The following is a 24356-nucleotide window of genomic DNA, read 5'->3' as shown; positions in this document are numbered from 1 at the left end:
TCAAGGCGAACCTTTCGCCTTGGCTCCTAAGATAAAAACAAGTTCTGGAGACCAGCATGAACGCATCGCTTACGCCCAACGAAACCACGATCCAGAAGGTCAAGCTGCTGATCGACGGCGAGTGGGTCGAGTCGCAGACCACCGAGTGGCACGACATCGTCAACCCGGCGACCCAGCAGGTTCTGGCCAAGGTTCCATTCGCCACCGCCGCTGAAGTCGACGCCGCCGTCAGCGCCGCCCAGCGCGCCTTCCAGACCTGGAAGCTGACCCCGATCGGCGCGCGCATGCGCATCATGCTCAAGCTGCAGGCGCTGATCCGTGAACATTCCAAACGCATCGCCGTGGTGCTGAGCGCCGAGCAGGGCAAGACCATTGCCGATGCCGAGGGCGATATTTTCCGGGGCCTGGAAGTGGTCGAGCACGCCTGCTCCATCGGTAGCCTGCAGATGGGCGAATTCGCCGAAAACGTGGCCGGCGGTGTCGACACCTACACCCTGCGCCAGCCGATCGGCGTCTGCGCCGGCATCACCCCGTTCAACTTCCCGGCAATGATTCCGCTGTGGATGTTCCCGATGGCCATCGCCTGCGGCAACACCTTCGTCCTCAAGCCATCGGAGCAGGATCCGCTGTCGACCATGTTGCTGGTGGAGCTGGCGATTGAAGCGGGCATTCCGGCCGGTGTGCTTAACGTCGTCCATGGTGGCAAGGACGTGGTTGACGGCTTGTGCACCCACAAGGACATCAAGGCCGTTTCGTTCGTCGGTTCGACTGCCGTCGGCACCCACGTTTATGACCTGGCCGGTAAACACGGCAAACGCGTGCAATCGATGATGGGCGCGAAGAACCATGCGGTGGTGCTGCCGGATGCCAATCGCGAGCAAGCGCTCAACGCCTTGGTCGGCGCCGGTTTCGGTGCGGCCGGTCAGCGTTGCATGGCCACCTCGGTGGTGGTGCTGGTGGGTGCGGCCAAGCAGTGGCTGCCGGATCTGAAAGCGCTGGCGCAGAAACTCAAGGTCAACGCCGGCAATGAGCCGGGCACCGATGTCGGCCCGGTCATTTCGAAAAAGGCCAAGGCGCGGATTCTCGATCTGATCGAAAGCGGCATCAAGGAAGGCGCAAAACTCGAGCTGGACGGTCGCGACATCAGCGTGCCGGGTTACGAGAAAGGCAATTTCGTCGGCCCGACCCTGTTCTCCGGCGTGACCACCGACATGCAGATCTACACCCAGGAAATCTTCGGCCCGGTGCTGGTGGTGCTGGAAGTCGACACCCTCGATCAGGCCATTGCGCTGGTCAACGCCAACCCGTTCGGCAACGGCACGGGCCTGTTCACCCAGAGCGGTGCGGCGGCGCGTAAGTTCCAGACTGAAATCGACGTCGGCCAGGTCGGCATCAACATTCCGATTCCGGTGCCGGTGCCGTTCTTCAGCTTCACCGGTTCGCGTGGTTCGAAACTCGGCGACCTCGGCCCTTACGGCAAGCAAGTGGTGCAGTTCTACACCCAGACCAAAACGGTCACGGCGCGCTGGTTCGATGACGACAGCGTCAACGACGGCGTGAATACCACCATCAACCTGCGCTGAGGAATGGCCATGAAAATCGCATTTATCGGTCTGGGCAACATGGGCGCGCCGATGGCGCGCAACCTGATCAAGGCCGGGCATTCGCTGAATCTGGTGGACCTGAACAAAACCGTGCTGGCGGAACTCGAGCAACTGGGCGGTACCATCCGCGCCTCGGCTCGCGAAGCCGCCGAAGATGCAGAACTGGTGATCACCATGCTGCCGGCGGCGGTGCATGTACGCAGTGTCTGGCTCGGTGAAGACGGCGTGCTGGCGGGGATTGGCAAAGGCGTGCCGGCGGTGGATTGCAGCACCATCGATCCGCAGACCGCACGCGATGTGGCGGCGGCGGCCGCCAAGCAAGGCGTGGCCATGGCCGATGCCCCGGTGTCCGGTGGTACCGGCGGCGCCACTGCAGGTACATTGACCTTCATGGTCGGCGCCACTCCTGAACTGTTCGCCACCCTGCAACCGGTGCTGGCGCAGATGGGTCGCAACATCGTGCATTGCGGTGAGGTCGGCACCGGGCAGATCGCCAAGATCTGCAACAACCTGTTGCTCGCCATTTCGATGGTCGGCGTCAGCGAGGCGATGGCGCTGGGCGATGCGCTGGGGATCGACACCACAGTGCTCGCCGGGATCATCAACAGCTCGACCGGGCGTTGCTGGAGTTCGGAAATGTACAACCCGTGGCCGGGCATCGTCGAAACGGCGCCGGCCTCGCGCGGTTACACCGGTGGCTTCGGCGCCGAGCTGATGCTCAAGGATCTGGGGCTGGCTACCGAAGCGGCGCGTCAGGCCCATCAGCCCGTGGTGCTGGGCGCGGTGGCGCAGCAGTTGTATCAGGCAATGAGCCAGCGCGGGGAAGGGGGCAAGGACTTCTCGGCGATCATCAACAGCTATCGCAAGCCGCAGTAATCGTCGTCAGGCCTGTGCTCGTCACAGGTCTGCAATTCAAATGCAGTAGGTGTTGCCGGGAAATCACGTCGGGTGGTTTCCCGGCTTTTTTGTATCAGGCGAACACGAAATATTTGCGCACGGTCTCGACCACTTCCCAGGTGCCTTTCATGCCGGGTTCGACCACGAAGATGTCGCCGGCGCGCAGGTGGATCGGCTCCATGCCGTCCGGGGTAATCACGCAGTAGCCTTCCTGAAAATGGCAGTACTCCCACTTCACGTAGTCCACCCGCCACTTGCCTGGGGTGCAGATCCACGTGCCCATGATCTTGCTGCCGTCTTCGCTGGTGTAGGCGTTGAGATTGACGGTGTGCGGGTCGCCCTCGAGCTTTTCCCATTTGCAGGCGTCGAGTACGGGCAGGGGATGGGTGTCGCGTAAAACGGTGATAGGTGCGGTCATTGGTGAGTTCCAGAATGGGCTTTTGAGCGGAAGCTGCACCCTATAGCGCCGGGTACTTTGCCAATTGTCTGGGCTCGACATTCAGTTGCTCATAAACGCAGTAGCCAATTGCACTGAACGGTTAGTCAATAACCCTGAAACTTTATTTGAAGGGATGTACTGATCTGGAACAAAGGTTATGAACTTATAACAAAATTACTTGATTTAATTTGTCAGGTGATACGTCGGGGTGTCATCGCTAAGTTGCTTTCAATACTTGACCCTGAGAGCGTCCGGCGCGCTCCAGCCTACGCAGACTTTGTTAAGTAAATATGTCGCTCCGACCAATCACTCGCACCAATCGAGTGCAGCATTTACGGGGCTTGTGCACGTCCGTCTCAGATCAATAAAAAACTTTGAATAGTTCGTTGACTCTCCCCTTAAGGGCAGAGTTTAGATTTCCGCCGCGTGAGAAGTTGCTGTAGGAAAAGTTACTTCTCGTATGCGGAAAATATGAGTCAGCCACGACATATAGGGAGATAGAAATGAACAATCCATTGGACTTGGAACAGGTCATAGGCAGCACCCGCGCCATTCTCGCGCAGTTGTTGGTAATGAGCGCTGATGAAATCGATGAGCACAGCAGCATCGTCGAAGATCTGGGGGCGGATTCGCTGGACATCGTCGACCTCAGCTTCCAGCTGGGCCGTCAGTATGGCTGCACCTTGCCCAAGACCAGCGTGCTGGATCACGCGGTGGCTGTCTGCGGGGATGCCAGCGAGTTTCTGGCCAATGGCCGGATCACTGAAAACGGCAAGGCCCTGCTGGAGCAAAGCCTGAGCGCTTACGCACCGGACCAGCTAAAGGCCGGCATGCAGCCGGCGCAGGTGTTCGCGGCCACCACAGTTCTCAACTGGGCGCAGCAGTGCCGCAATCTGTTCAATTACCTGCCATCGAGTTGCCCTGACTGCAACGCCCATCAAGCCGTGCTCAACGAACGTCAGCAAGTGGTCTGTGGTGCATGCAGCGCACGACTGGTGCCGGCCGATGGCGACGAGGTCTCCCGTCAACTGGTCGAGCAGTTTGTGGCCACTCACGTCAAAGAGACGGTGTAGGAGCTCACATGCGGGCACGAGAAGTCTATGTGAGCGGGTTCGGCCTGGTGGCGCCCATGGCGCTGGACGCTGCCACGTTGTTCGAGCGCATCTGCCGGAAACAATCCTGTGTCCGCGAACATCCCCGGTTCCAGGCACTGGGGTTTCGCAACAGTGCGGCCGGGTTTATCGATGACGCGCAGTGGCAGCGGATTGCCGCCGGATTCGGTGGTAACGCAGCGCTGCACCCGCGCCAGAGCGTGCTGGCGGAGTACGTCGCGCGTCAGGCATTGCAGCACGCCGGTCTGACACCGGCCGATTTTGCCCACAGCCGCAGCGGCCTGTTCCTGGGGGCCAATAAATACTGTGCCGACAGTCACGATTTGCAGCGGGTCAGTCGTTGCATGGATGACACGGGGCGAGTCGATCTGGATCGCCTGCTGGATCATCCGGCACCGTCGAGCGCTTCTTTCGCGCGTCGGGTCGATCAACAGACCCAACACCTGGCGGACTGGCTCGGTATACGCGACTGCATCTCGACCCACTCCGACGCCTGTGCCGCCGGCACCATGGCCATCGGCAGCGCTTACCGGGCGATCGAGCGCGGTGAAGTGGACCTGGCAATTTGCGGTGCCGTGGAACTGATGGCCAATGAGCTGCCGTATTACATGTTCAACAGCCTTGGCGCGCTATGCCAGGCCGACCTGCCGGCAGGCGAGCAGAGCCGCCCGTTCATGCCGGATCGCAGTGGTTTTGTGCTCAGCGAAGGCGCGGCGCTGGTGATTCTCGAATCCGCCGAGCATGCCCGGCGGCGCAAGGCCAGGCCACTGGGACGAGTGTTGGGCTACGCCAATGTCTGCGAAGCCCAGAAGATGACCTCCAGCAGCCGGGATGGCAGCAAGTACGAGGAATGCATGGACGCTGCAATCGAAGATGCCGGGCTGCTGCGCAGTGCCGTGCAACACGTCAATACCCACGGGACTTCCACCCAGGCCAACGACAGTTGCGAGGCCCTGGCCCTGCAACGGCTGTTTGGCGAATGCCAGGACTTCATGACCTTCACCGCCAACAAGTCGGCCATTGGGCACTCCCTGGCAGGCAGCGGCGCGATTGAAGCCGTGTTGTCGCTGATGACGTTGCGCGACGGTGTGCTGTTGCCGACCTTGAACTATGAGCCTGAGCGCGCCGAATACCCTTCATTGAAGTTCCTCAGCGAGCCTGTGCGCCAGCCGATCAACGTGGTGATGTCCAACTCCTTCGGGTTCGGCGGCGTCAACAGCTCGCTGGTTCTGGGGAGGGCATGACATGAACAGAGCCCTCTACATCAATGCGGCTGCCGTGCTCAATGCGGCCGGCAGCGAATGCGCCGACCTGCTTGGGACACCGCCGGTGCCACAACCGCTGGCCTTCGACCCGCAACGCAAGGCCCTGGCTTTGCCCGTGCCGCGCCTGGCCAGCGATCTGTTCGATCGCAAGATCCAGCGCAGCGTCGAGCCCCAGGGGTTGCGTCTGCTGCATTGCGCCGCACGTCTGGCGCCCGCGCTGGCAGCGCTGCAACTGCCTGCTGCGCGCATTGCTCTGACCGCCGCCATTCCGGAGGTAGACGCGCCAAGCCCTTGCTGGGATGCAGTGCAAGCGATCCTCGAACAGCCGCAAAAACAGTTGTCGCAACTGTTGGCCAACACCCCGCCATTGCATGCGTTGACGCTGCTCAACAGCAGTGTGATGGCTTACGTGGCCGAGGCGCTGAACTGCCATGGCCCGATGGGCGGCTTCTGCTCCCAGGACAATGCCGGGCTCGATGCGTTGATCGAGGCCTGTCAGCAAATTGCCGAACAACACGCCGATGCGGCGCTGGTGGTCAGCAGCAGTCCGAACCTGACACCGGCCCTGTACCTGCGCGAGCCTGCTCTGGCGGACGAGCCGGTTTACGGTGAAGGCGCCGCGGCGCTGTTGCTCAGTTCGACACCGCTGCAGGACACCACGCAGATCTTGCGTGTGGCCGGGTTTGCCCGAGGCTACAGCGCCGATCCGCAGCGCACGCTGGCCGTCGGCAAACGCGTGATCGAACGCGCCCTGAGCGAGGAAAAACTGTGTATGGGTGACGTTGCCAATGTGGTGGCCAATCCCGCCGACCGGCAACTGATGAGTCTGTTTGAATCGACGCCACAACACCTGCGCAATGCCAGTGCAATGACCGGCGAACTGGGCGCCAGCGGATTGCTGACCGAGGTCGCCATGGCTTTGCACCACAGCCGCGAAGCAGGCGCTGTGCCTGGTTACACCTTGCTCGTCAGTCATGGTCGCGCCGGTCACTGGGGCGCATTGCTGTTGGCCAGTGAAACCCTGGAGAAGTACGCATGAGTGCGACACGGATTGTGATCACCGGAATGGGCGCGGTAACCGGATTCGGTTTCGAATGGCAGACCCTCTGGGAAAAAATGCTCGGCGCCGAACACTGCGTGCGCCCGTGGCAGCCGCAAGACCTGCACGAAAATGAATTTCCGGTTCGCTACGCGGCGCCCGTGGACATGACGTTGTTACCCGGGCATTTGCAGAACCACCCGGCCTGGACGCGGCTCCTGGAAAAACGCAGTCGCTTTGGCTGGGTGGCCGCCACCCAGGCCGTCGCCGACAGCGGGTTGAACCCCGAGCAGTTGCGCGAGGCTGCCGTGCTGTGTGCCTCCGGGGCGCCGCAACACATGCTCGCCGACATGCTCCTGACCCAGGCGCCGGGCGGCGATGCACCGGACTGGCGACACCTGATGGCACGGGCAACAGAAGTCAGCGCCGAGGGTTCCTTGCGTCAGGCCAACGACCGGCTGGCGCGAGTGATTGCCGACGACCTCGGTTGTGAGGGCCCGGTGATCAATATCAGCAGTGCCTGTGCCGGCGCATCCCAGGCGATCGGCAATGCGTTCCAGATGATTCGTCGCGGCGAAGTGAATGTTGCCGTGGCCGGTGGCGCCGACTCGGTGCTCAACCTCGACACCATGGCCGCTTTGTACCTGCTGGGCGCAGCCTCGGGCGAGCAGCGCTGGGGCGCTGATCTGTGCCGGCCGTTCGATCGTGACCGCAGCGGTCTGATCGCCGGCGAGGGTGGCGGGTTTGTTGTATTGGAAAGTCTTGAGCATGCCCTGGCGCGGGGGGCGACCCCGTATGCCGAAGTGCTCGGTTACGGCAGCAGCCTGGATGCCTACAAGGTCACCGCACCGCAGCCAGAAGGCCGCGGCGCCGCGCTGGCAATGCAAGCGGCGCTGGACGATGCGGGGTTGCAGCCGCAGCAGATTGACCTGATCAATGCCCACGGCACCTCGACGCCCCTCAATGATGTGGCGGAGACCCTGGCCATCAAGCAGGTGTTCGCTCAGCACAAGCATTATCAGGCGCTGGCCGTCAGTGCCAACAAATCGCAATTCGGCCACCTGATCGCGGCGGCCGGGGCGCCGGAGTGCATTGTCACTGCGCTGGCCTGTCTGAACGATCTGGTCACACCCACCGTGAACCTGCACGAGGCCGATGAACGCTGCGATCTGGATTATTGCGCCGGTCAGGCCGTCAGCCGTCGTGTGGATTACGCCCTCAGCAACTCCTTTGGCTTCGGCGGCCTGAACACCTCGCTGGCCCTTGGCAAATATCGGGAGCACGGACAATGACTAGCGCCACTGCACGCATTGCCATCGCTGGCAGCGGTTGTGTGTTGCCCACGGGTTGGGGCGTCGAGGGCTTCTGGGCGGCGGCCCGGGAAGGTCGCAGTGCGATCGGACCGCTGCAAACGCCGCTGTTTCACAGTGAACGCATCGCCGCATTCGGACAGATCGATGACGCCACGCACCAGCGCAGTCGCCAGGACGTTGCGCAAAACCTGCAGCGTTACTGCCCGCCGGCGGTGATCTGGGGCGTCAGCGCGGTGCGTCAGGCGCTGGCCGAGGCCGGCGTCGAACCCGGTCAGGACGGTTTGCGTTATGGCCTCTATTGCTGTCAGGGCGGGTATACCCATCCGTCAGTGGCTTCCTATGGGGAACTGCTTCAGGAGTCCCGGACCGACGGCGTAGCCGACATGAACCGCCTCGCCCGGCAAGTGTTGCAGGAGCGTGCGCTCGATCCGTTTCTGGTGCTCAAGAGTCTGAGCAACGGCTTGCTCGGTGTGGTCAGTCTGGCCTTGAAGCTGGAGTGCGAGTGCAACGCTTACATGCAGGGCGTGGCCGGCAATCTGGCGGCATTGCGTCAGGCGCACAGTGCCTTGCAGAGTGGGCGCATCGACGTGGCCATCGTGGTCGGGGCCGGCAGTGAGCTCGACCCGCTGGCGCTGGCCGCGCTCGCCGAGGCAGGTGTGATCGGTACCGACGGTTCCCGGCAGATGCTCGCCTTTGACCGAAAGGGTTCGGGCGGCATTGCCGGCGAAGGCGCCGCTGCCCTGGTGCTGCGGCGGGCCGCGGATCTGCCGCCGGAACCGCAAACCTGCCTGACGGCGCTGTTCGCGCATCCGCGTCTGGACGCTCTGAGCCTTCCGGACAAACAGGTCGATTTGCTGATCAGCAGTGCCACCGGCACTGCGCACAAGGACGCCGATCTGGCCCGCACGCTGGCCCGAACCGGCGCCGCACACATCACCAGCAGCACGGCGTTGACCGGCATCCTCAGCGGTGCGCCGAGTCTGGCCGACCTGATCCTCGCCCGCCAGATGCTGCAGGCCCAAAGCATCGCGCCGATTGCCGGGCTGACGCAGCCGGTGGATACGCATCTGCCGTTTGTATCGGGCGAACCGCGGGATGCCGTTCTGCACGATTGCCTGGTGATCAACCGCGACGACAACGGTTTCAGCGCCTGCTACCAACTCGACTTGCAGGCGGACGACTGACCGCTTCAAGGCAATACATCGCTTCTGAATTTTTACTCAAGGGATATGACTGTCATGGATTACCGCGATTACGTTCGGCCAAAATTCGTTGAACTGATGCAGGCCCTGGGCCTGGAGTGCCAGTTCCATCGGGCGCAGGGCAGCAAACTGTTCTACCGCGACAAGCAGGGTGACGAAGTGACCGTCACCGATTTTCTCGGTGGTTACGGTGCCGCGCTGTACGGTCACAACGATCCGCAATTCGTCGATCAGCTATGCGGCCTGCTGCGCGCCGATGTGCCGTTCAACGCGCAAATGTCGGTGCGTGGCGCGGCGGGGCAGCTGGGGCGCGAACTCAGCGAAGCGTTCAACCGTGAGCTGAACAACACCGAGCGCTACATTTCCACGTTCTCCAACAGTGGCGCCGAGTCGGTGGAAATCGCCGTCAAGCATGCCGAGTACCGTCGTCAGAAAAACCTGCAGAAGCAGTTCGACGAGCGTGATTTCGAACTGGCGAATCTGGTGGCCAGTGACAAGGCCTATGTCGAGCTGGAGATCGACGATCTCGACCTGCCGGCCGGCCTGTTGCCGCCGCACCTGACCTGCGTGACCGTGCGTCAGGTGGCCGAGGCGGTGCGTCAGCACAACCTTGCGCAACTGCATGTCGAGCCGGTCTTCCTCGCGGTGCGAGGCAGCTTCCATGGCAAACTGGTGAACACCGTTCAACTGACTTACGGCAAGCAATACCGCAAGCCATTTGCCCGTTTCGGGCTCAACGTCGAATTCATCGATCCGCATCAACCGCAGCAGCTGCAAGACCTGCCGGCCCGCCACCAGCATCACTGGCTGAGCCTGGAGTGGAGCGGCGAAACCCTGCACGTGCGCCGTCAAGCGTTCAGCGCAATCACTGCCGTGCTGCTGGAGCCGATCCAGGGCGAGGGCGGGATCAACGAGTTTGCCAAAGAGTTCTATCTGGGCTTGCGTCGCCTGTGCAACGAGCAGCAATGCCCGTTGGTCATCGACGAAGTGCAGTCGGGTTTCGGCCGCACCGGCACCTTGCTCGGCGCCACCCATTTCAACCTGCAGGGCGACTACTACTGCCTGTCCAAGGCATTGGGGGGCGGCTTGATGAAAATCGCCGCCACCGTAATTCGCGCCAGTCATTACGAAAATGATTTCAGCTACATCCACAGCTCGACCTTCGCTGAAGACGATGCGTCGTGCCACATCGCGCTGTCGGCCCTGCGCCGGTTGTTCGAAAACGACAGCGCCATGCTCAAGGATGTGAACAAGAAGGGCGAGTACCTCAAGACTTCGCTGCTGGAACTCAAGGCGGCTTATCCGGACGTGATCGCCGATGTGCGCGGACGCGGCCTGCTGCTGGGGTTCGAACTGCATGACCTGACCGGCGCCAGTTCGCTGGTCCAGGCGTCGGCGCAGTACAACGATGCGCTGGGCTATATCATTGCCGGCTACCTGTTGCAGTTCGAGTCGTTGCGTGTGGCGCCATCGGGCAGCAACGCCAATGTGATTCGCCTGGAACCACCGGTGTGCATCACTTTCCAGGAAATCGATGGCCTGATCGCTTCGCTGCAAAAAGTCTGCGACATGCTGCGTCGTCGCGACGCGTTCCCGCTGGCTGCCGGTGTGTGTGCCGACAGCATCCCCCAGGTGCCGGCACGCGATGTCAGCTTCACGGAGACCGAAAGCCTCCCAAAGCCTGACGAGAACGTGCGCGTGGTCGCACGCGTGGCGTTCATCAACCACCTGATCGATGCGGACATGCTCAGTGATGTCGACCCATCGCTGTCGACCCTGAGCCCGGAGCAGAAGCGCGAGTTCATCAAACGCATGGCCCCCGAGCGCCGCGCGGCGCCCATCGGCCCGGTGCAGATCCGCTCGAAACTCGGCACTGCGGTGGAGTTCACTCTCTATCCGCTATGCATGGATTCCGATGCGATGGCGGCTTACATCGCCAGCGGCGATCTGGAAACCATCCGCGAGGAAGTCGGCAATCGCATCAAGGATGCCCGCGCCGACGGCTATAGCGTGGCCGGCCTGGGCATGTACACCTCGATCGTCACCAACAACTGTCAGGCGCTGAAAATCCCTGATATGGCGCTGACCTCGGGCAACGCGCTGACCATCGGCATGGGGCTGGAAGCGATCGAGCAGGGCTGCAAACAGCAAGGTCTGGAGCTGAGCCGGCAGACCGCTGCGGTGGTCGGTGCTGCCGGCAACATTGCTTCGACCTACGCTTCGCTGTTGTCGACCCGTGTCGAGCACCTGATCCTGATCGGCAGTGGTCGCGACGGCTCGCTGCGACGCCTGGAGAAAACCGCTCACCAGATTTACGCCGAAGCCGCCCGGGCGATTCTAAAGGGTGTTGCCGAGCACGATCGTCTCGCCAGTCGCCTGCAGCAACTGCGGGGTATCGACGCCCTGCTGCAAGCCCATGGCAACAGTACCGATCTCGGGCTGCGAGTGGCGCAAATGGTCGATGAGCAACTGGGAAGCAACGCGTTCATCACCGTCAGCAACGACCTGGATGCCTTGAAGCAAGCGCGCATCGTGCTTTGTGCGGCGAATGCACCGCAGGCCTTTCTCGGTGCCGAACACTTTGCCGAGAACAGCGTGATCTGCGACATCGCCGTTCCGCTGAACGTGGACCAGAACCTCGCCGGTCAGCGCTCCGACGTGCTGTACATGCACGGCGGGATTGTCCAGACGCCGCTGGGCGATGGCCTGGCTCCCAACGTTCGCGCCTACCTCAAGCAAGGTCAGTTGTATGCCTGCATGGCGGAGTCGGTACTGATGGGGCTGTCGGGCATGAAACAGCACTACTCCTACGGCGACATCAGCCGTGAGCAAGTGCAGCAGATCCGTGCACTGGCCGCGACCCACGGGTTCAGCCTCGCGCAGTTCAAAACCGATAACTCGCTGTAAGGAACGGTCATGCCGAACAAAGTAGCAGTAGTGACCGGCGGCAGCCGTGGCATCGGTCGGGCCATCGTCCTGGCGCTGGCAGGTGCCGGTTATCAAGTGGCGTTCAGTTATGTGCGTGATGAAGTAGCGGCGATGGCCTTGCGTGATGAAGTGCAAGCGTCGGGCGTGGATTGCCTGGCGCTGCAATGCGACATCAGCCGTGGCGGCAGCATCGAGTCATTCTTCGAGCGGGTCGAGGCGCATTTTCAGCGCGTCGATCTGCTGGTCAACAACGCCGGCATTACCCGTGACGGCTTGCTGGCGACGATGCCGGCCAGCGACATCCTGGAGGTGATCCAGACCAACCTGGTCGGCACCTTGCTTTGCTGTCAGCAGGTGCTGCCGGGCATGCTGCGCCAGCGCAGTGGCTGTATCGTCAATATCAGTTCGGTCGCCGCGCAAAAGCCCGGCAAGGGCCAGAGCAACTATGCCGCGGCCAAGGGCGGGGTCGAAGCCATGACCCGCGCGCTGGCGGTCGAGCTGGCGCCGCGCAATATCCGGGTCAATGCGGTGGCACCGGGAATCGTCAAGACCGAGATGAGCACCGCACTGATCGGCAGTCAGGAGGAGCAGATCCAGTCGCGGTTGCTGATCAAGCGTTACGCCGAGCCCGAGGAAATTGCCGAGGCGGTGCTGTACCTCGCCGACCGTGGCCTGTACCTGACCGGGGAGGTCCTGCCGGTGAACGGCGGGTTGAAAATGCCATGAGCCGCACCATTCTGATTACCGGTGCGGCCAAGGGCATCGGTCGCGCGGTGGCCGAGGACTTCGCGGCCAATGGCGACAATCACCTGATCCTGCTGGACCTGGACTTGCCGCAATTGCAGGGCTGGGTCGATGAGCAGCAGGAGCGGATCAACGCGCGGGTCGAGACCCACGCGGCGAACATCGCCGACCTGCCTGCCATGGAAGCGTTTTTCAAGCAGCTCGGCAGCCGGATCAAGCAGGTCGACGTGCTGGTCAACAGTGCCGGTATCTGCAATGAAAACGAGCCCGAAGATCTGCACAACTGGCACAAGGTGATTTCGGTCAACCTCAACGGTACGTTTTACGTGACCTCGTTGTGCCTGGCGCTGATGCCGGATCGGGGACGCATCATCAACATGTCCTCGATCCTCGGGCGGGCCGGCAAGGTGCGCAACACCGCGTACTGCGCTTCCAAGCACGGCATCGTCGGCATGACCAAGGCTCTGGCACTGGACCTGGCGTCGCGGCAGATCACGGTCAACGCGATTCTGCCGGCCTGGATCGATACGCCGATGCTCCAGGGTGAACTGGCGACGCAAGCGGCGATCGCCGGTCTGACCCAGGAACAGATCGTGCGCAACGCGAAGAAAAAACTGCCGATGCGCCGCTTCATCCAGAGCGAAGAAGTGGCGGCGATGGTGCGTTACCTGGCCAGCCCTGAAGCCGGCGGGGTCACGGCCCAGAGCCTGGTGATCGATGGCGGCGTCGGGTTGGGAATGTAGCGATGCCAGGAACTATCAACCGCATCGCCTGGGCGATGTGGGCCTGCGTGGCCGCTCCGGCGGCTGTCGCGGCCCTGGAAGTCGACGATCTGAAGCCCGATTACGCCGACGCCGAAATCGGTGTGGCCACGGCACTGCGCCTGCACGGTGACGATCAGGTCACACAGAAGGCCGTGTATTTCAAAGCCAACCTGGAGGACAACTGGGACGGCGGCTATTACAAGGCCAAGGGTCGTGTGCGGTATGACGCCCGCTACGACGGCAACAACCCGTACAGCGAACGCGCCCGGGAAAAATATCGCTTCGACGCTGATTGGCGGCATCTGTATGTCGGTCATTCGCTGGGCGACGGTGAAGTGACGGTCGGCTGGCAGCAGGTGGTCTGGGGGCGTGCGGATGAGCTGCGTGTGCTGGACCAGATCAACCCGCTGGACTATCGCGATGGGCTGACCCCGTTGCTTGAAGACAGCCGCATCGCTGTACCGATGGTGCGTGTGACGCAGCCCGTAGGCGAGTGGGAACTGGAAGCGCTGTGGATCACCGACTTCGTCAAGAACCAGCCGCCGGTGGCGGGCAGCGAGTTCGCCGCGCCGCTGTTCGCGGCGCCCGATCCGGAGTATTTCCTGCTTGATTCCAAACCCGGCTATGACGGTGACAAGGGCTATGCCTATGGTCTGAGCGCCAATGGCCGGATCGGTGCAGTGGACACCAGTTTCGTAGCGTTGAGCGCACGTCAGCAGGACCCGGTGTATGCCGTCGAAGGTCTGGCCGATGACGGTCGTACGCGTCTTCAACGCCAGTTTCCCCGTTACACCATGGGCGGTGCAGGTCTGGCGATCGACGCCGGTCACAGCATCGTGGTGCGCAGCGAGATTGCCTGGTTCGACAACTGGCGCGTGACCAATCCGACCCGCGCCTACGGTGCCGACAGCACGTCGATGGTCAAGTCGCTGTTGGGTGTCGATTATCTGTGGCGCGACTGGCTGATTTCGGCGCAATGGCAGGAGCAGGTGCTGCTCGACTGGCAGGACGGGATGCTGCAGGACAAGCGCGAGCCGCTGTTCACGCTGTCGGCCGAAGGCACTCACTGGCAGGACCGGCTCAAGAGCCGGCTGGTGGCTGCGGCCTCGCCGCCGCTCAAGGACAACGCCTTGTTGCAGGGCATCTTCACCTACAAACCGGTGGACTACATCAAGCTGGGACTGGAAGTGGACGTGTTCTTCGGCAAACCCGACAGGGCCTTCGGCGAGTACAGCAAGCGCGATCAAGTGCGGCTGTCCGCCGGCTATTTGTTTTAACCCCGTGACGCCTGCCTGCCGCCGGTGGCGCAGGTCCGCATGTACTCATCCGACGAAAAGGGAAATTCCGATGTTGCCGCTTTTGAAAAGTCTGACCGCCACCGCGTTGATCCTCAGTGGCGTCTGCGCCAGCGCTGCCGACGGCAGCAATGCCGATGAAATCATTCGCCAGGTGCGCGATCGCAATGACGGTAAAAGCTTCATGTCCCAGGTGTCGTTGATCCTCCACGACAAGAAGGGCAATACCCGGGTTCGTGAATTCACCTACCTGCAGAAGGACTACCCGGACAGCGACAAATTCAGCATGTATTTCTCGGCGCCGACCGATGTGCGCGACGTCGCGTTCCACATCGAAAACCCGCACGAGACTCTGGGGCTGGAAGACAGCCAGTGGATGTACCTGCCGGTCAGCCGCCAGACCCGCCGGATCTCCACCACCGACAAGCGCGGCTCGTTCATGGGCAGCGAATACTCCTATGCCGACCTGGACAAGATCCGGGTCAAGGATTACTCGCAGACATTGCTGGGAGAAGAGCAGATCAAGGGCCGCGACTGCTACGTGATCGAACGTGAACCGGTGTCCCCGGAAGTGCTGGCCAAGACCGGTTACAACAAACTCAAGGTGTGGATCGACAAGCAGAATTTCCTGGTCATGCGTCAGGACTTCTTCGACGTCAAAGGTGTGCTGATCAAGCAGATGCGCACCCAAAAGGTCGAGACCATCGACGGGATCGACAGCATCCAGCTCAGTGAAACCGAGCACTTCATCGACGGCACGCGCTCGGAAATGCGCTTCAACCAGTTGCAGTACAACGTTCCGCTGGAAGACCGACTGTTTACCCAGACCGCCATCAAGCGCGGGCTGAAAACCGGTGACCTGCCGGAATTTTCCGTGACTGCCCGCTAAGCGCCGCTCCCGACGACCCTGGAACACATGATCATGGAAAGATACCTGAACTTCGTCGAGCGCCATGCGCGGGCGATCGTTTTCCTGCTGGTGGCGATCACCGCGTATTTCACTTATACGCTGGGTGCGCTGATTTCGGACACCAACCCTTATCTGCTCAAGGACAGCCATCCGGCGCGCAAGACCATCATCGATTTGCAGGGTGAGTTCACCGGCACCTTCGACTCGGTGATGGTGGCGTTGAACAACCCGCAGACGGTCTTCAACAAACAGACGCTCAATGCGCTGTTTTCGATGTCGCAGTCGGTGCGCAAGATGATCCTGGCCAACGACGCCGACAAGGAGCAACTGACGCAACTCGTCGCCCGCTACCCGAATGACAGCCGCGCACAGTTATTGACCCGGGACATTCTGGAGGACGGTTTTTCCCAGAATGATTACGCTCAGGCCAAGGCCCTGCGCGATCATGCCCAGAGTCAGAACTGGGATGCTCATGATCAGTTGTTCCTGACCTTCCTCGCCGAGCGGATCAACCCGATTCGCGAAATGGCGTCGATGGGCGACCTGGAAAACATCGTGCTGACCGACGGTGGCGAGTTGTTGATCCACAAGACCCTCAACGCCTATGACATGGATCCGGCTGTGGTCGAGTCGCAGATCATGGGCAACGAACTGATGGTCGACGGGGTGGTGTCGAAGGACAAGAAAGTCGCGATGCTGGTGGCCGAGCTCGGCACCAAGCAGGATGACGCCCAGGCGCAATTGCGCGCTTATCAGATCGTGCGGGGCATCGTCGCGCAGTATCAGACAGAGCATCCGGAGTACAAGGACGAGATTTTCATTGCCGGCATGCCGATCTTCATCGCGGCCCAACAGGAAATCATCGACCATGACCTGGCGGTGCTGTTTCCGATCGTGTTTCTGCTGATCACCCTGCTGTTGATTTTTTTCTTCCGCAAACCGCTGGGCGTGTTGTTGCCGCTGTTCAACATTCTGTTCTGCACCATCTGGACGCTGGGCCTGATGGCGCTGCTGCGGGTGCCGTTCGACCTGTTGACCAGCGTATTGCCGGTGTTTCTGTTCACCATCTGCTGCTCGGACGCCATCCATGTAATGGCCGAATACTACGAGCAGAAAAACGCCGGCAAGAGCAACCGTGACGCCAACCGCGAGACCCAGCGCCTGATGGTCGTGCCGGTGGTGTTGACGACGGTGACGACCATCGCCACGTTCATGATTTCCACCACCAACAACATCGTCAGCATCCGCAATTTCGGCATGTTCATGTCCATCGGCCTGACGGCGGCGCTGATCATTTCGTTGCTGCTGATTCCGGCCTGGATCTCCATCTGGGGCAAGGATCAACCACCGCAAGCCAAGGTGGCCGCGCACAAGGAATCGATCATCTCGCGTTATCTGGTGGCGTTCTGCGCCTGGATGATCCGCTTTCGCAAACCGATTCTCATGGTCATGCTGCCGTTGCTGGCGCTGGCCACCGTGTTCACCTTCCGCGTCGATATCGAAGACTCGGGCATTGCCTATTTCAAGCCCGAAAGCCATATCCGCATTTCGGACCAGTTCATCAACCACGCCAAAGTCGCGGGTACGGCGCCGGGCTGGATTGCCATTGACAGCAAGGAGCCTCGTGGGGTGCTGACCACGGAGGTGGTGCAGTTCATCGACAAGCTCGACCACTTCATCAAGCAGCAGCCGAACGTGAGTTATGGCTACTCCCTGGCCACTTACGTCAAGCGCATGAACCTGGTGCTTAACGACATGAACCCCGATTACCTGCGCGTTCCCAACGCCATGGAAAAGGTGAGCTCAGTCAATGATGACGGGCAGGTCGAACAATTCGAAGTGCCAGGCAATTCGCTGATTGAGCAGCACGTGATGCTGTTCGAAAACGGTGGCGGCTCGGACTTGAACAACGTGCTCAACGCCGACTTCTCCAAGGCCTTGACGCTGTACACCATGACCTCGTCGGTCGCCAGCGATTATCAGGGCATGCTCGATCGCCTCGACGCCTGGCTGCTGGTGAACAAACCGGCCAATCTGGAGGTGACGCATGCCGGCACGCCGTTGATCTGGACCGGTGTGTTGCAGGAAATCACCCAAGGCCAGGTACTGAGTTTTTCCCTGGCGTTGCTGGTCGTCACGCTGATGATGATGTACTGGCTCAAGTCGGTGCGGCTGGGCATTCTCGGCATGTTGACCCTGCTGACCACCTCGGTCACGGTCTACGGCTTCATGTTTCTGTTCAAGATCGAGCTGAACATCGGCACGACGCTGGTGACGTTCCTGGTGGTGGGCGTGGTCGATTACGCGGTGCACCTGCTGTCGCGCATCAAATGGCTGGTGCAGCAGGGCATTGAAGTTGACGCGGCGATTCTGCAGGCGATGCACAGCGTCGGTCGCTCGACGGTGATCAACGTGGTGATTTTCTCCGTGGGCTTCATGGCGCTGCTGTTTTCTGACTTCAAGCCGATTGTCGACCTGGGGGCGCTGGTGGCCATGGCGCTGTTTTCCAGCGGGGTCATGACCATCATTCTGGTGACGCTGGTTTCGCCGTGGTTCTTCGGCGCGATTGAGCCGGTTGTCCAGCCCGCTCAGGCGCAACGTATCGACGCAGAGGCAGTACCGGGTTGAAGCCCGAGCCGGTTCCGCCTGCCCTGATCCGACAGGCGAACCGGCCCATGCGCCGCAGAAGGGTTTTCAGTTCAGCGTAGCGCCCGGGGTTTTTTCCCCGTGCCGGGCGATGCGCTCGAACTGACACTCCTGTCGAGCCTCGTGGAGGTTGTTTTCAAACGCTTCAAGTCCATCGTACAACTGCTGCAAATCGCCGATCTGGGTCACCAGCTCGGCTTTTTTTTGGGCGATGGCATTTTGTGCCATGTCCCAGGGAAATTCTTCGCCGCGGTAGTTGTTCAGGATGACTTGCAACTCCTTGAGCTTGAAGCCCAGTTGCTGAGCGCATTTGATGAACGTCAGTACCTCGACGCTCTCCTGGCTGTAGATACGGTATTTACCTTCACGCTTGGGCTCGGGCAACAGACCGATTTCTTCGTAATGGCGAATGCTTTTGACTGTGGTGCCCGACAGCTGGGCGGCTTTGCCGATATACATAAAGATCCATCTCGATGATAAAACGGGGCTTAGCGTGACCAGGCTCGAGGCCTGATCGGCGGGCGATTATAGGGTGAATACCATCGGCAGGTTGCAACTGTGCGTAAATGACGCGCACGGCTGACGGACGGGCTCGGGGGAGAGCCCGTGGAGGGGCTGACGGCGTCGGCGGCGCCGTCAGTTGAACAGTAGCGTCAGATTCAGAACGCGGCGCTGGCTCGCGCTTGTTGCAGCCACACATCGCGCTGCTCCGGTTTGGAGCCGAGCATGGGGCCGAACGTCAGGGTCTTGATCGGTTTGACCCCGCAGAACTCCAGCGTGGTCTTGCGGACCTGGTGCAGCCCCGGCATGCGGTAGAACCACTTGTAGTACCAGTACGGCGTGTCCATGGTCACCAGCAAATGGGCGGTGCGGCCTTTGAGCAGTTTGTCCGGGAAGGCCTTGCCCTCGCGGTACTTGAACGCGAAACCGGGCAGGAAGATGCGATCCAGGAAGCCTTTCATCAACGCCGGAATCCCGCCCCACCAGATCGGGTAGACGAAGGTCAGGTGCTCGGCCCAGGTGATGTCGGCCTGCGCCTGCAACAGATCGGGTTCCAGCGGCTGAATCTTGTTGTAACCCTCGTGCAGGACCGGGTCGAAATCCAGTGCATCCAGGCGCATCAACCGCACCTCATGCCCGGCATCCTTGGCCGCCTGAACGTAGGTTTCACTCAGTGCTCCGCAAAAACTGTCGGTGGAGGGGTGTCCCAGAATCACGAGCATTCGTTTGCTCATTGTGTGTACTCCTGAAAAGAAGCTCACAGGATAGAGTCTGCCCCTAGCGGTAGAGTCAAGGCGTCAGAGCATCAAGCAAGGCCTGGCTATAGGCCGGCAGATGAGCGAAATTTCGTGAACACAGATGCAGTGTCCGCCTGGCCCAGGCGTCGTCCAGCGACACGCAGGTAAACGAGTTCGTCCGGGGCCAGCGCTCAGCCGCCACTTTGGGCACGATCGCCAGCCCCGCGCCGTGCGCAACCATGCGCATGAGCCCATCGAAGCCATCGGCGCGGATGCGGATCGCCATGCGCTGGCCGATGTGCAGCGCCTGTTCTTCCAGATGAATCGCCAGGGCACTGTCGGCACCCAGCGCCACGTAGTCATGGGCCAGGGTTTCGGCAAAGGTCAGCGAGAGACGCTCTGCCAGCGCATGACCCGGCGGCACGAGCAGCACCAGCGGGTCGGCGCGAAAGACCCGGGTCTGCAAGTCGCGGGTGTCCACGGCGTCGGAGACAATGCCAAGGTCTGCTGCTCCCTGGCGCAAGGCGTGGGTGATGCGGGCGCTGGGCAGTTGCTGCAAGTCGATGTCGAGGTTGGGGTGTTCGCGCAGGAAATCCGCCAGCACTTCCGGCAGGTATTCGCTGATGGCTGTGGTGTTGCACAGCAAACGCACCTGGCCTTTGACACCCCGGGCGTATTCGTTCAAGTCCTGCTGCATGCGCTCGGCCTGTTGCAGCAGGAGTCGCGCATGTTGCGCCAGGGCCTTACCGGCGGGTGTCGGTGTGACGCCACGGCGCCCGCGCTCAAGAAACTCGGTGCCCAGCGAAGCTTCCATCGCCCGGATCCGCGCACTGGCCGCCGCCAGCGACAGATGACTGCGGGCGGCGCCGGCGGTGATGTTGCCGCTGTCGAGGATGTGCAGGTACAGGCGCAGGTCGGTGAGGTCGAAGTGCATGGGGCAGCCTCAATATTAGTGGTGTCAGTCCCGACGAAGAGGCCAGCGGCCGCGAAAAATTAACAAGCCTCTTGTATAGGTAGAGGCAACCTCAGTGTATGACAGATTTTCAGTTCATCCGCACAGGAGCAAAGTGTGGCCATGAACGCACTCGCAGATTTTTATCAAAACCTCGGACTGGCCCTGTCATTGCTGGTGATTGCGACCTTTGTCGTCGCTGGCATGATCAAGGGCGTGATCGGCCTCGGCCTGCCCACTGTCGCCATGGGTTTGCTCGGTCTGGCTATGGCGCCGTCGCAGGCTGCGGCGTTGTTGATCATTCCAGCGACCTTTACCAACGTCTGGCAACTGGCGTTCGGCGGGCATTTGCAGGGGCTGGTGAAACGACTGTGGCCGATGCTGTTGGCGATCTTCTTCGGCACGGCGGTCGGCACTTTGTGGATCGGCATGGCGGGCGGGCATTGGGTGGTGCGCGGGCTCGGCGCGGCGCTGTTGCTCTATGCGTTGAGCGGATTGTTCCTGCCGACGCTGAGTGTCAGTCGCCGCCATGAACCATGGCTCGGCCCGCTCTGTGGCGTGATCACCGGCGTCATCACTTCGGCCACCGGTGTGTTCGTGATTCCCGCCGTTCCGTACATGCAGGCACTGGGGTTGAGCCGCGATGAACTGGTGCAGGCGCTGGGCCTGTCCTTCACCGTGTCGACTCTGGCGCTGGCCGGCGGATTGCTCTGGCGCGGGTCGCTCGGCGGCGCGGAACTGAGTGCTTCGCTGCTGGCGCTGATCCCGGCAGTGCTCGGCATGTGGCTCGGGCAATGGCTGCGACAGCGCATCAGCGCCGTGCTGTTCAGACGGGTGTTTTTCATCGGTCTGGGCGCGCTCGGCGCCCATCTGCTGATCAGCGGTTAGCGGACGACGCGCTGAGCATTTCAATCGGGCGGATATCGAAATCCCGCTCCAGGTATTCCATGCGCTGGGCCAGAAACTGCTGCATGTGCGGCAGGTTCGAGTGCACGTCCAGATGCGCCTGGCTTTCCCAGATCTCGTAGAAGATGAACAGGGTCGGGTCTTCCTTGTCGCGCAGCATGTGGTACTCGATGCAGCCGGGTTCGGCGCGGCTCGGTTCGACGTAGGCGCGGAAAAACGCTTCGAAAGCCTCGGCTTTTTCCGGGCGGGTCTTGGCGTGCAGGATGAAACCCTGGCGTTCGCTCATCGCAAAAAAACTCCATTCAGATTCAGATGGCGGCCAATCCTACGGCAACAATCGGCATTCGATTCGTGCGTTTTACTCAAATGAATTTTGCGCCATCGGTGCTTATTCCGCGCGAGGTGGATCGCTAATCTGCCGCCATTCAATTTTTTCCCTTCTCCATCCAGCGCTCTGCGCTGCGCATCGGAATCCGATCGAGGCTCTCCCATGAAAAAAGTGCTGTTGCTCAATGGCGGTAAAAAATTCGCCCACTCCGACGGTCGCTACAACACCACCCTGCACGAAGCTGCGCTGAGCGTGCTGGATCGTGGCGGTCTCGACGTCAAGACCACCTTCATCGACGAGGGTTACGACGTCGCCGAAGAGGTCGCGAAATTCCTCTGGGCCGACGTGATCATTTATCAGATGCCGGGCTGGTGGATGGGCGCACCGTGGACCGTGAAAAAGTACATCGACGAAGTCTTTACCGAAGGTCACGGCAGCCTCTATGCCAGCGACGGTCGCACCCGTTCCGACGCGTCGCAGAAGTACGGCAGCGGCGGTCTGATCCACGGCAAGCAATACATGCTGTCGCTGACCTGGAACGCACCGCAGCAGGCGTTCGATGACCCGACCGACTTCTTCGAAGCCAAAGGCGTGGACGCCGTGTACTTCCCGTTCCACAAGGCCAACCAGTTCCTCGGTATGACCGGCCTGCCAACCTTTCTCTGCGTGGACGTGATGAAACGCCCGAACATCGAAGCGGATGTGGCGCGTTATGAGCAGCATCTGACTGAGGTGTTTGGCCTCAAGGCCTGACGCTCGGCTACTATCGAAGGCCTGAGCTTGCGCAGCAGGCCTTTCGATTCGAGGACACCCGTGAAAGCCAGATCCGATGAGTTGCAGATTTTCGTCTGCGTGATCGAATGCGGTTCGATCTCCGCCGCCGCCGAGCAGGTCGGGCAAACGCCGTCGGCGGTCAGTCGCACGCTTTCGCGGCTGGAAGCCAAGCTCGACACCACGCTGATCAACCGCACCACTCGGCGCATGGACCTGACCGAGGAGGGCAAGTATTTCTTCGAACAGGCCAAGCTGATCCTCGACCAGATGGATCAACTCGAAGAGCGCCTCTCTTCACGTCAGCAGACGCCATCAGGACGACTGCGCATCAACGCCGCGTCGCCGTTCATGCTCCACGCCGTCGTGCCGTACATCGACGAATTCCGTCGGCTGTACCCGGATATCCAGCTCGAACTCAACAGCAATGACCTGATCATTGACCTGCTGGAACAAAGCACCGACGTCGCCATCCGCATCGGCACCCTCGCCGATTCGACGTTGCATGCCCGGTCGCTGGGTTGCAGTCCACTGTTGATCGTCGCCAGCCCTGCGTATCTGGAAAAACATGGCGCACCGCTCCAGGTGGCTGATCTCAGCGAACACACATTGCTCGGCTTCACCCAGAACGAAGGCCTCAACCAGTGGCCGCTGCGTTACGTGCACGGCGACCGTTGGCCGATCACTCCGGCGATCAGCGCCTCCAGCGGCGAGACGGTTCGCCATCTGGCGCTGGAGGGGCAGGGCATTGCCTGCCTCTCGCATTTCATGACCATCGACGACATTCGTGCCGGGCGGCTGAAGGTATTGCTGGCGGAATTCAACAGTGGTTATCGCCAGCCGATCAACGCGGTGTACTACCGCAACTCGCAGCTGGCGCTGCGCATCCAGTGCTTCCTCGACTTCATCCAGAGCAAACTGGCGGCTTACGCCAGCGCCGATTTCAAAGGCTGATTCGTGATCCCTGCGCAACAGTGATTTGGTTGGGGGCGGGTTTTTCCACCGGGCTGGCCGATCGATACTCGTTGCATCACTTACTCACGCAGGGAGTTTCTCCATGAACGTATTCGTCACCGGCGCTGCCGGTTTTATCGGCGGCTCCATCGCCACCGGCCTGGTCCAGGCCGGCCACACCGTCACCGGTCTGGTGCGCAGCGCTGAACAGGCCAATGAGCTGAAAGCACTGGGCATCACCCCGGTCATCGGCACCCTCGACGACCAAGCGCTGCTGGCCGAACAGGCCCGCGCCGCCGACGCCGTGATCAACGCCGCCAGCAGCGATCATCGCGGCGCGGTCGAAGCCTTGCTCGATGCCCTGCGCGGCTCGAACAAAGTATTCCTGCACACCAGCGGTTCGAGCATCGTCGGCGATGCGTCCGGCGGCAAATCCAGCGACGTCATCTACTTCGAAGACAATCTGCCGGAGCCGACCGTCGACAAGGCCGCACGCGTGGCCATCGACAACCTGATCCTCGCCGCAGCGCAGGACGGCGTGAACTCGGCCGTCATCTGCAACACCCTGATCTACGGCCACAGCCTGGGCGTCAACCGCGACAGCGTGCAGTTGCCGCGTCTGCTGAAACAGGCACGCAAAAGCGGCGTAGTGCGTCATGTCGGCACCGGTCAGAACATCTGGTCCAACGTGCACATCGAAGACGTGGTGGCGCTGTACCTGCTGGCCCTGAGCAAAAACGTCCCGGGCACTTTCTACTTCGTCGAAAGCGGCGAAGCGTCGTTCATCGACATGACCACCGCCATGGCCGAAGCCCTGAATCTGGACCAGCCACAAGACTGGCCACTGAAAGATGCCGAAGCTGAGTGGGGCTACGAAATGGCCAACTACGGCCTCGGCTCCAACAGCCGCGTACGCGGCAAACACGCCCGCGAACGGCTGGGCTGGGCACCGAAGCGTACGTCGGTGGTTGAATGGATTCGTAACGAAATGGTGTGAGTTCCGCGCTGCTCGTGTGAACACCACTGAACCTGTGGGAGCTGGCAAGCCA

General features: G+C 61.2%; 22 protein-coding genes. 17 read left to right on the top strand and 5 right to left on the bottom strand.

Annotated elements, in window-relative coordinates; genetic code table 11:
- Window positions 1-56: 56 nt before the first annotated feature.
- On the top strand, window positions 57-1583 hold the full coding sequence (locus tag AWU82_RS19635) for a CoA-acylating methylmalonate-semialdehyde dehydrogenase (RefSeq protein WP_011332335.1): 1527 nt from the start codon (window positions 57-59) through the stop codon (window positions 1581-1583).
- A gap of 9 nt (window positions 1584-1592) precedes the next feature.
- Window positions 1593-2480, top strand: a complete 888-nt coding sequence (gene mmsB / locus AWU82_RS19630) for a 3-hydroxyisobutyrate dehydrogenase (protein WP_039772935.1) — start codon at window positions 1593-1595, stop codon at window positions 2478-2480.
- Between the two features lie 94 nt (window positions 2481-2574).
- Here the strand turns inward: mmsB and AWU82_RS19625 are convergent, their stop codons facing one another.
- Complete coding sequence (locus AWU82_RS19625; RefSeq protein ID WP_039592382.1) at window positions 2575-2919, bottom strand: cupin domain-containing protein; 345 nt, start codon at window positions 2917-2919, stop codon at window positions 2575-2577.
- A gap of 524 nt (window positions 2920-3443) precedes the next feature.
- Between AWU82_RS19625 and AWU82_RS19620 the strand changes: the two genes are divergently transcribed.
- The 11 genes from AWU82_RS19620 (at window position 3444) to AWU82_RS19570 (ending at window position 18140) form a co-directional block, all read left to right on the top strand.
- Entirely contained in the window at window positions 3444-4013 is a 570-nt protein-coding gene (locus tag AWU82_RS19620; protein WP_064382630.1) for an acyl carrier protein, read from the top strand.
- An 8-nt stretch (window positions 4014-4021) separates the two neighbouring features.
- Complete coding sequence (locus tag AWU82_RS19615; protein WP_064382629.1) at window positions 4022-5296, top strand: beta-ketoacyl-[acyl-carrier-protein] synthase family protein; 1275 nt, start codon at window positions 4022-4024, stop codon at window positions 5294-5296.
- Window position 5297: 1 nt separating this feature from the next.
- Window positions 5298-6356, top strand: coding sequence for a beta-ketoacyl-[acyl-carrier-protein] synthase family protein (locus tag AWU82_RS19610; protein WP_064382628.1), 1059 nt, complete (start codon window positions 5298-5300; stop codon window positions 6354-6356).
- On the top strand, window positions 6353-7648 hold the full coding sequence (locus AWU82_RS19605) for a beta-ketoacyl-[acyl-carrier-protein] synthase family protein (RefSeq protein ID WP_064382627.1): 1296 nt from the start codon (window positions 6353-6355) through the stop codon (window positions 7646-7648). Before AWU82_RS19610 ends, AWU82_RS19605 begins: the two co-directional genes overlap by 4 nt.
- The gene (locus AWU82_RS19600; RefSeq protein WP_064382626.1) at window positions 7645-8853 is read left to right on the top strand and encodes a beta-ketoacyl synthase N-terminal-like domain-containing protein; all 1209 of its coding nucleotides are present in this window, start codon (window positions 7645-7647) and stop codon (window positions 8851-8853) included. The genes AWU82_RS19605 and AWU82_RS19600 overlap by 4 nt, the downstream gene beginning before the upstream one ends.
- Before the next feature lie 54 nt (window positions 8854-8907).
- Window positions 8908-11778, top strand: a complete 2871-nt coding sequence (locus AWU82_RS19595) for an aminotransferase class III-fold pyridoxal phosphate-dependent enzyme (RefSeq protein WP_064382625.1) — start codon at window positions 8908-8910, stop codon at window positions 11776-11778.
- Between the two features lie 9 nt (window positions 11779-11787).
- Window positions 11788-12525, top strand: coding sequence for a 3-oxoacyl-ACP reductase family protein (locus AWU82_RS19590; protein WP_064382624.1), 738 nt, complete (start codon window positions 11788-11790; stop codon window positions 12523-12525).
- The gene (locus tag AWU82_RS19585) at window positions 12522-13286 is read left to right on the top strand and encodes an SDR family NAD(P)-dependent oxidoreductase (RefSeq protein ID WP_064382623.1); all 765 of its coding nucleotides are present in this window, start codon (window positions 12522-12524) and stop codon (window positions 13284-13286) included. The genes AWU82_RS19590 and AWU82_RS19585 overlap by 4 nt, the downstream gene beginning before the upstream one ends.
- Window positions 13287-13288: 2 nt before the next feature.
- Window positions 13289-14584 carry a DUF1302 family protein gene (locus AWU82_RS19580; RefSeq protein ID WP_064382622.1) on the top strand — a complete coding sequence of 432 codons (1296 nt, stop codon included), beginning with the start codon at window positions 13289-13291 and terminating at the stop codon, window positions 14582-14584.
- A 70-nt stretch (window positions 14585-14654) separates the two neighbouring features.
- On the top strand, window positions 14655-15491 hold the full coding sequence (locus tag AWU82_RS19575; RefSeq protein ID WP_064382621.1) for an outer membrane lipoprotein-sorting protein: 837 nt from the start codon (window positions 14655-14657) through the stop codon (window positions 15489-15491).
- Window positions 15492-15524: 33 nt separating this feature from the next.
- The gene (locus AWU82_RS19570) at window positions 15525-18140 is read left to right on the top strand and encodes an efflux RND transporter permease subunit (RefSeq protein WP_064382620.1); all 2616 of its coding nucleotides are present in this window, start codon (window positions 15525-15527) and stop codon (window positions 18138-18140) included.
- Window positions 18141-18206: 66 nt separating this feature from the next.
- On the opposite strand, the gene AWU82_RS19565 is transcribed toward AWU82_RS19570, so the two are convergent.
- The 3 genes from AWU82_RS19565 to AWU82_RS19555 all read right to left on the bottom strand — a co-directional run bounded on the left by AWU82_RS19565 (window position 18207) and on the right by AWU82_RS19555 (window position 20330).
- A complete protein-coding gene (locus AWU82_RS19565; RefSeq protein WP_064382619.1) occupies window positions 18207-18617 on the bottom strand; it encodes a MerR family transcriptional regulator in 411 nt (136 codons plus the stop codon).
- Window positions 18618-18817: 200 nt separating this feature from the next.
- Window positions 18818-19393 (bottom strand): NAD(P)H-dependent oxidoreductase, encoded by a 576-nt coding sequence (locus tag AWU82_RS19560; RefSeq protein WP_064382618.1) that lies wholly within the window; start codon window positions 19391-19393, stop codon window positions 18818-18820.
- Between the two features lie 55 nt (window positions 19394-19448).
- On the bottom strand, window positions 19449-20330 hold the full coding sequence (locus tag AWU82_RS19555) for a LysR family transcriptional regulator (protein ID WP_064382617.1): 882 nt from the start codon (window positions 20328-20330) through the stop codon (window positions 19449-19451).
- Window positions 20331-20471: 141 nt separating this feature from the next.
- Between AWU82_RS19555 and AWU82_RS19550 the strand changes: the two genes are divergently transcribed.
- Window positions 20472-21236, top strand: a complete 765-nt coding sequence (locus tag AWU82_RS19550) for a sulfite exporter TauE/SafE family protein (protein WP_064382616.1) — start codon at window positions 20472-20474, stop codon at window positions 21234-21236.
- On the opposite strand, the gene AWU82_RS19545 is transcribed toward AWU82_RS19550, so the two are convergent.
- Window positions 21226-21540, bottom strand: coding sequence for a putative quinol monooxygenase (locus AWU82_RS19545; RefSeq protein WP_011332353.1), 315 nt, complete (start codon window positions 21538-21540; stop codon window positions 21226-21228). The two genes, AWU82_RS19550 and AWU82_RS19545, sit on opposite strands and share 11 nt — an antisense overlap.
- 204 nt (window positions 21541-21744) lie before the next feature.
- On the opposite strand from AWU82_RS19545, the gene mdaB reads away from it, so the two are divergent.
- The 3 genes from mdaB (at window position 21745) to AWU82_RS19530 (ending at window position 24304) form a co-directional block, all read left to right on the top strand.
- On the top strand, window positions 21745-22335 hold the full coding sequence (gene mdaB, locus AWU82_RS19540) for an NADPH:quinone oxidoreductase MdaB (protein ID WP_064382615.1): 591 nt from the start codon (window positions 21745-21747) through the stop codon (window positions 22333-22335).
- A gap of 60 nt (window positions 22336-22395) precedes the next feature.
- Window positions 22396-23307: a LysR family transcriptional regulator gene (locus tag AWU82_RS19535; protein ID WP_039772910.1), complete on the top strand. Its 912-nt coding sequence runs from the start codon at window positions 22396-22398 to the stop codon at window positions 23305-23307.
- A gap of 103 nt (window positions 23308-23410) precedes the next feature.
- Window positions 23411-24304, top strand: coding sequence for an NAD-dependent epimerase/dehydratase family protein (locus AWU82_RS19530; protein ID WP_064382614.1), 894 nt, complete (start codon window positions 23411-23413; stop codon window positions 24302-24304).
- Window positions 24305-24356 lie beyond the last annotated feature (52 nt).

Source organism: Pseudomonas glycinae (assembly GCF_001594225.2).
In the GTDB taxonomy this organism is placed as follows: domain Bacteria; phylum Pseudomonadota; class Gammaproteobacteria; order Pseudomonadales; family Pseudomonadaceae; genus Aquipseudomonas; species Aquipseudomonas glycinae.
The sequence above is the reverse complement of the archived record's forward strand: the minus strand, read 5'-3'. Positions and strand labels throughout refer to the sequence as shown.

Coding starts and splice junctions, on each gene's coding strand:
- AWU82_RS19635 (WP_011332335.1), top strand. CDS start 57: ATGAACGCATCGCTTACGCCCAACGAAACCACGATCCAGAAGGTCAAG.
- mmsB (WP_039772935.1), top strand. CDS start 1,593: ATGAAAATCGCATTTATCGGTCTGGGCAACATGGGCGCGCCGATGGCG.
- AWU82_RS19625 (WP_039592382.1), bottom strand. CDS start 2,919: ATGACCGCACCTATCACCGTTTTACGCGACACCCATCCCCTGCCCGTA.
- AWU82_RS19620 (WP_064382630.1), top strand. CDS start 3,444: ATGAACAATCCATTGGACTTGGAACAGGTCATAGGCAGCACCCGCGCC.
- AWU82_RS19615 (WP_064382629.1), top strand. CDS start 4,022: ATGCGGGCACGAGAAGTCTATGTGAGCGGGTTCGGCCTGGTGGCGCCC.
- AWU82_RS19610 (WP_064382628.1), top strand. CDS start 5,298: ATGAACAGAGCCCTCTACATCAATGCGGCTGCCGTGCTCAATGCGGCC.
- AWU82_RS19605 (WP_064382627.1), top strand. CDS start 6,353: ATGAGTGCGACACGGATTGTGATCACCGGAATGGGCGCGGTAACCGGA.
- AWU82_RS19600 (WP_064382626.1), top strand. CDS start 7,645: ATGACTAGCGCCACTGCACGCATTGCCATCGCTGGCAGCGGTTGTGTG.
- AWU82_RS19595 (WP_064382625.1), top strand. CDS start 8,908: ATGGATTACCGCGATTACGTTCGGCCAAAATTCGTTGAACTGATGCAG.
- AWU82_RS19590 (WP_064382624.1), top strand. CDS start 11,788: ATGCCGAACAAAGTAGCAGTAGTGACCGGCGGCAGCCGTGGCATCGGT.
- AWU82_RS19585 (WP_064382623.1), top strand. CDS start 12,522: ATGAGCCGCACCATTCTGATTACCGGTGCGGCCAAGGGCATCGGTCGC.
- AWU82_RS19580 (WP_064382622.1), top strand. CDS start 13,289: ATGCCAGGAACTATCAACCGCATCGCCTGGGCGATGTGGGCCTGCGTG.
- AWU82_RS19575 (WP_064382621.1), top strand. CDS start 14,655: ATGTTGCCGCTTTTGAAAAGTCTGACCGCCACCGCGTTGATCCTCAGT.
- AWU82_RS19570 (WP_064382620.1), top strand. CDS start 15,525: ATGGAAAGATACCTGAACTTCGTCGAGCGCCATGCGCGGGCGATCGTT.
- AWU82_RS19565 (WP_064382619.1), bottom strand. CDS start 18,617: ATGTATATCGGCAAAGCCGCCCAGCTGTCGGGCACCACAGTCAAAAGC.
- AWU82_RS19560 (WP_064382618.1), bottom strand. CDS start 19,393: ATGAGCAAACGAATGCTCGTGATTCTGGGACACCCCTCCACCGACAGT.
- AWU82_RS19555 (WP_064382617.1), bottom strand. CDS start 20,330: ATGCACTTCGACCTCACCGACCTGCGCCTGTACCTGCACATCCTCGAC.
- AWU82_RS19550 (WP_064382616.1), top strand. CDS start 20,472: ATGAACGCACTCGCAGATTTTTATCAAAACCTCGGACTGGCCCTGTCA.
- AWU82_RS19545 (WP_011332353.1), bottom strand. CDS start 21,540: ATGAGCGAACGCCAGGGTTTCATCCTGCACGCCAAGACCCGCCCGGAA.
- mdaB (WP_064382615.1), top strand. CDS start 21,745: ATGAAAAAAGTGCTGTTGCTCAATGGCGGTAAAAAATTCGCCCACTCC.
- AWU82_RS19530 (WP_064382614.1), top strand. CDS start 23,411: ATGAACGTATTCGTCACCGGCGCTGCCGGTTTTATCGGCGGCTCCATC.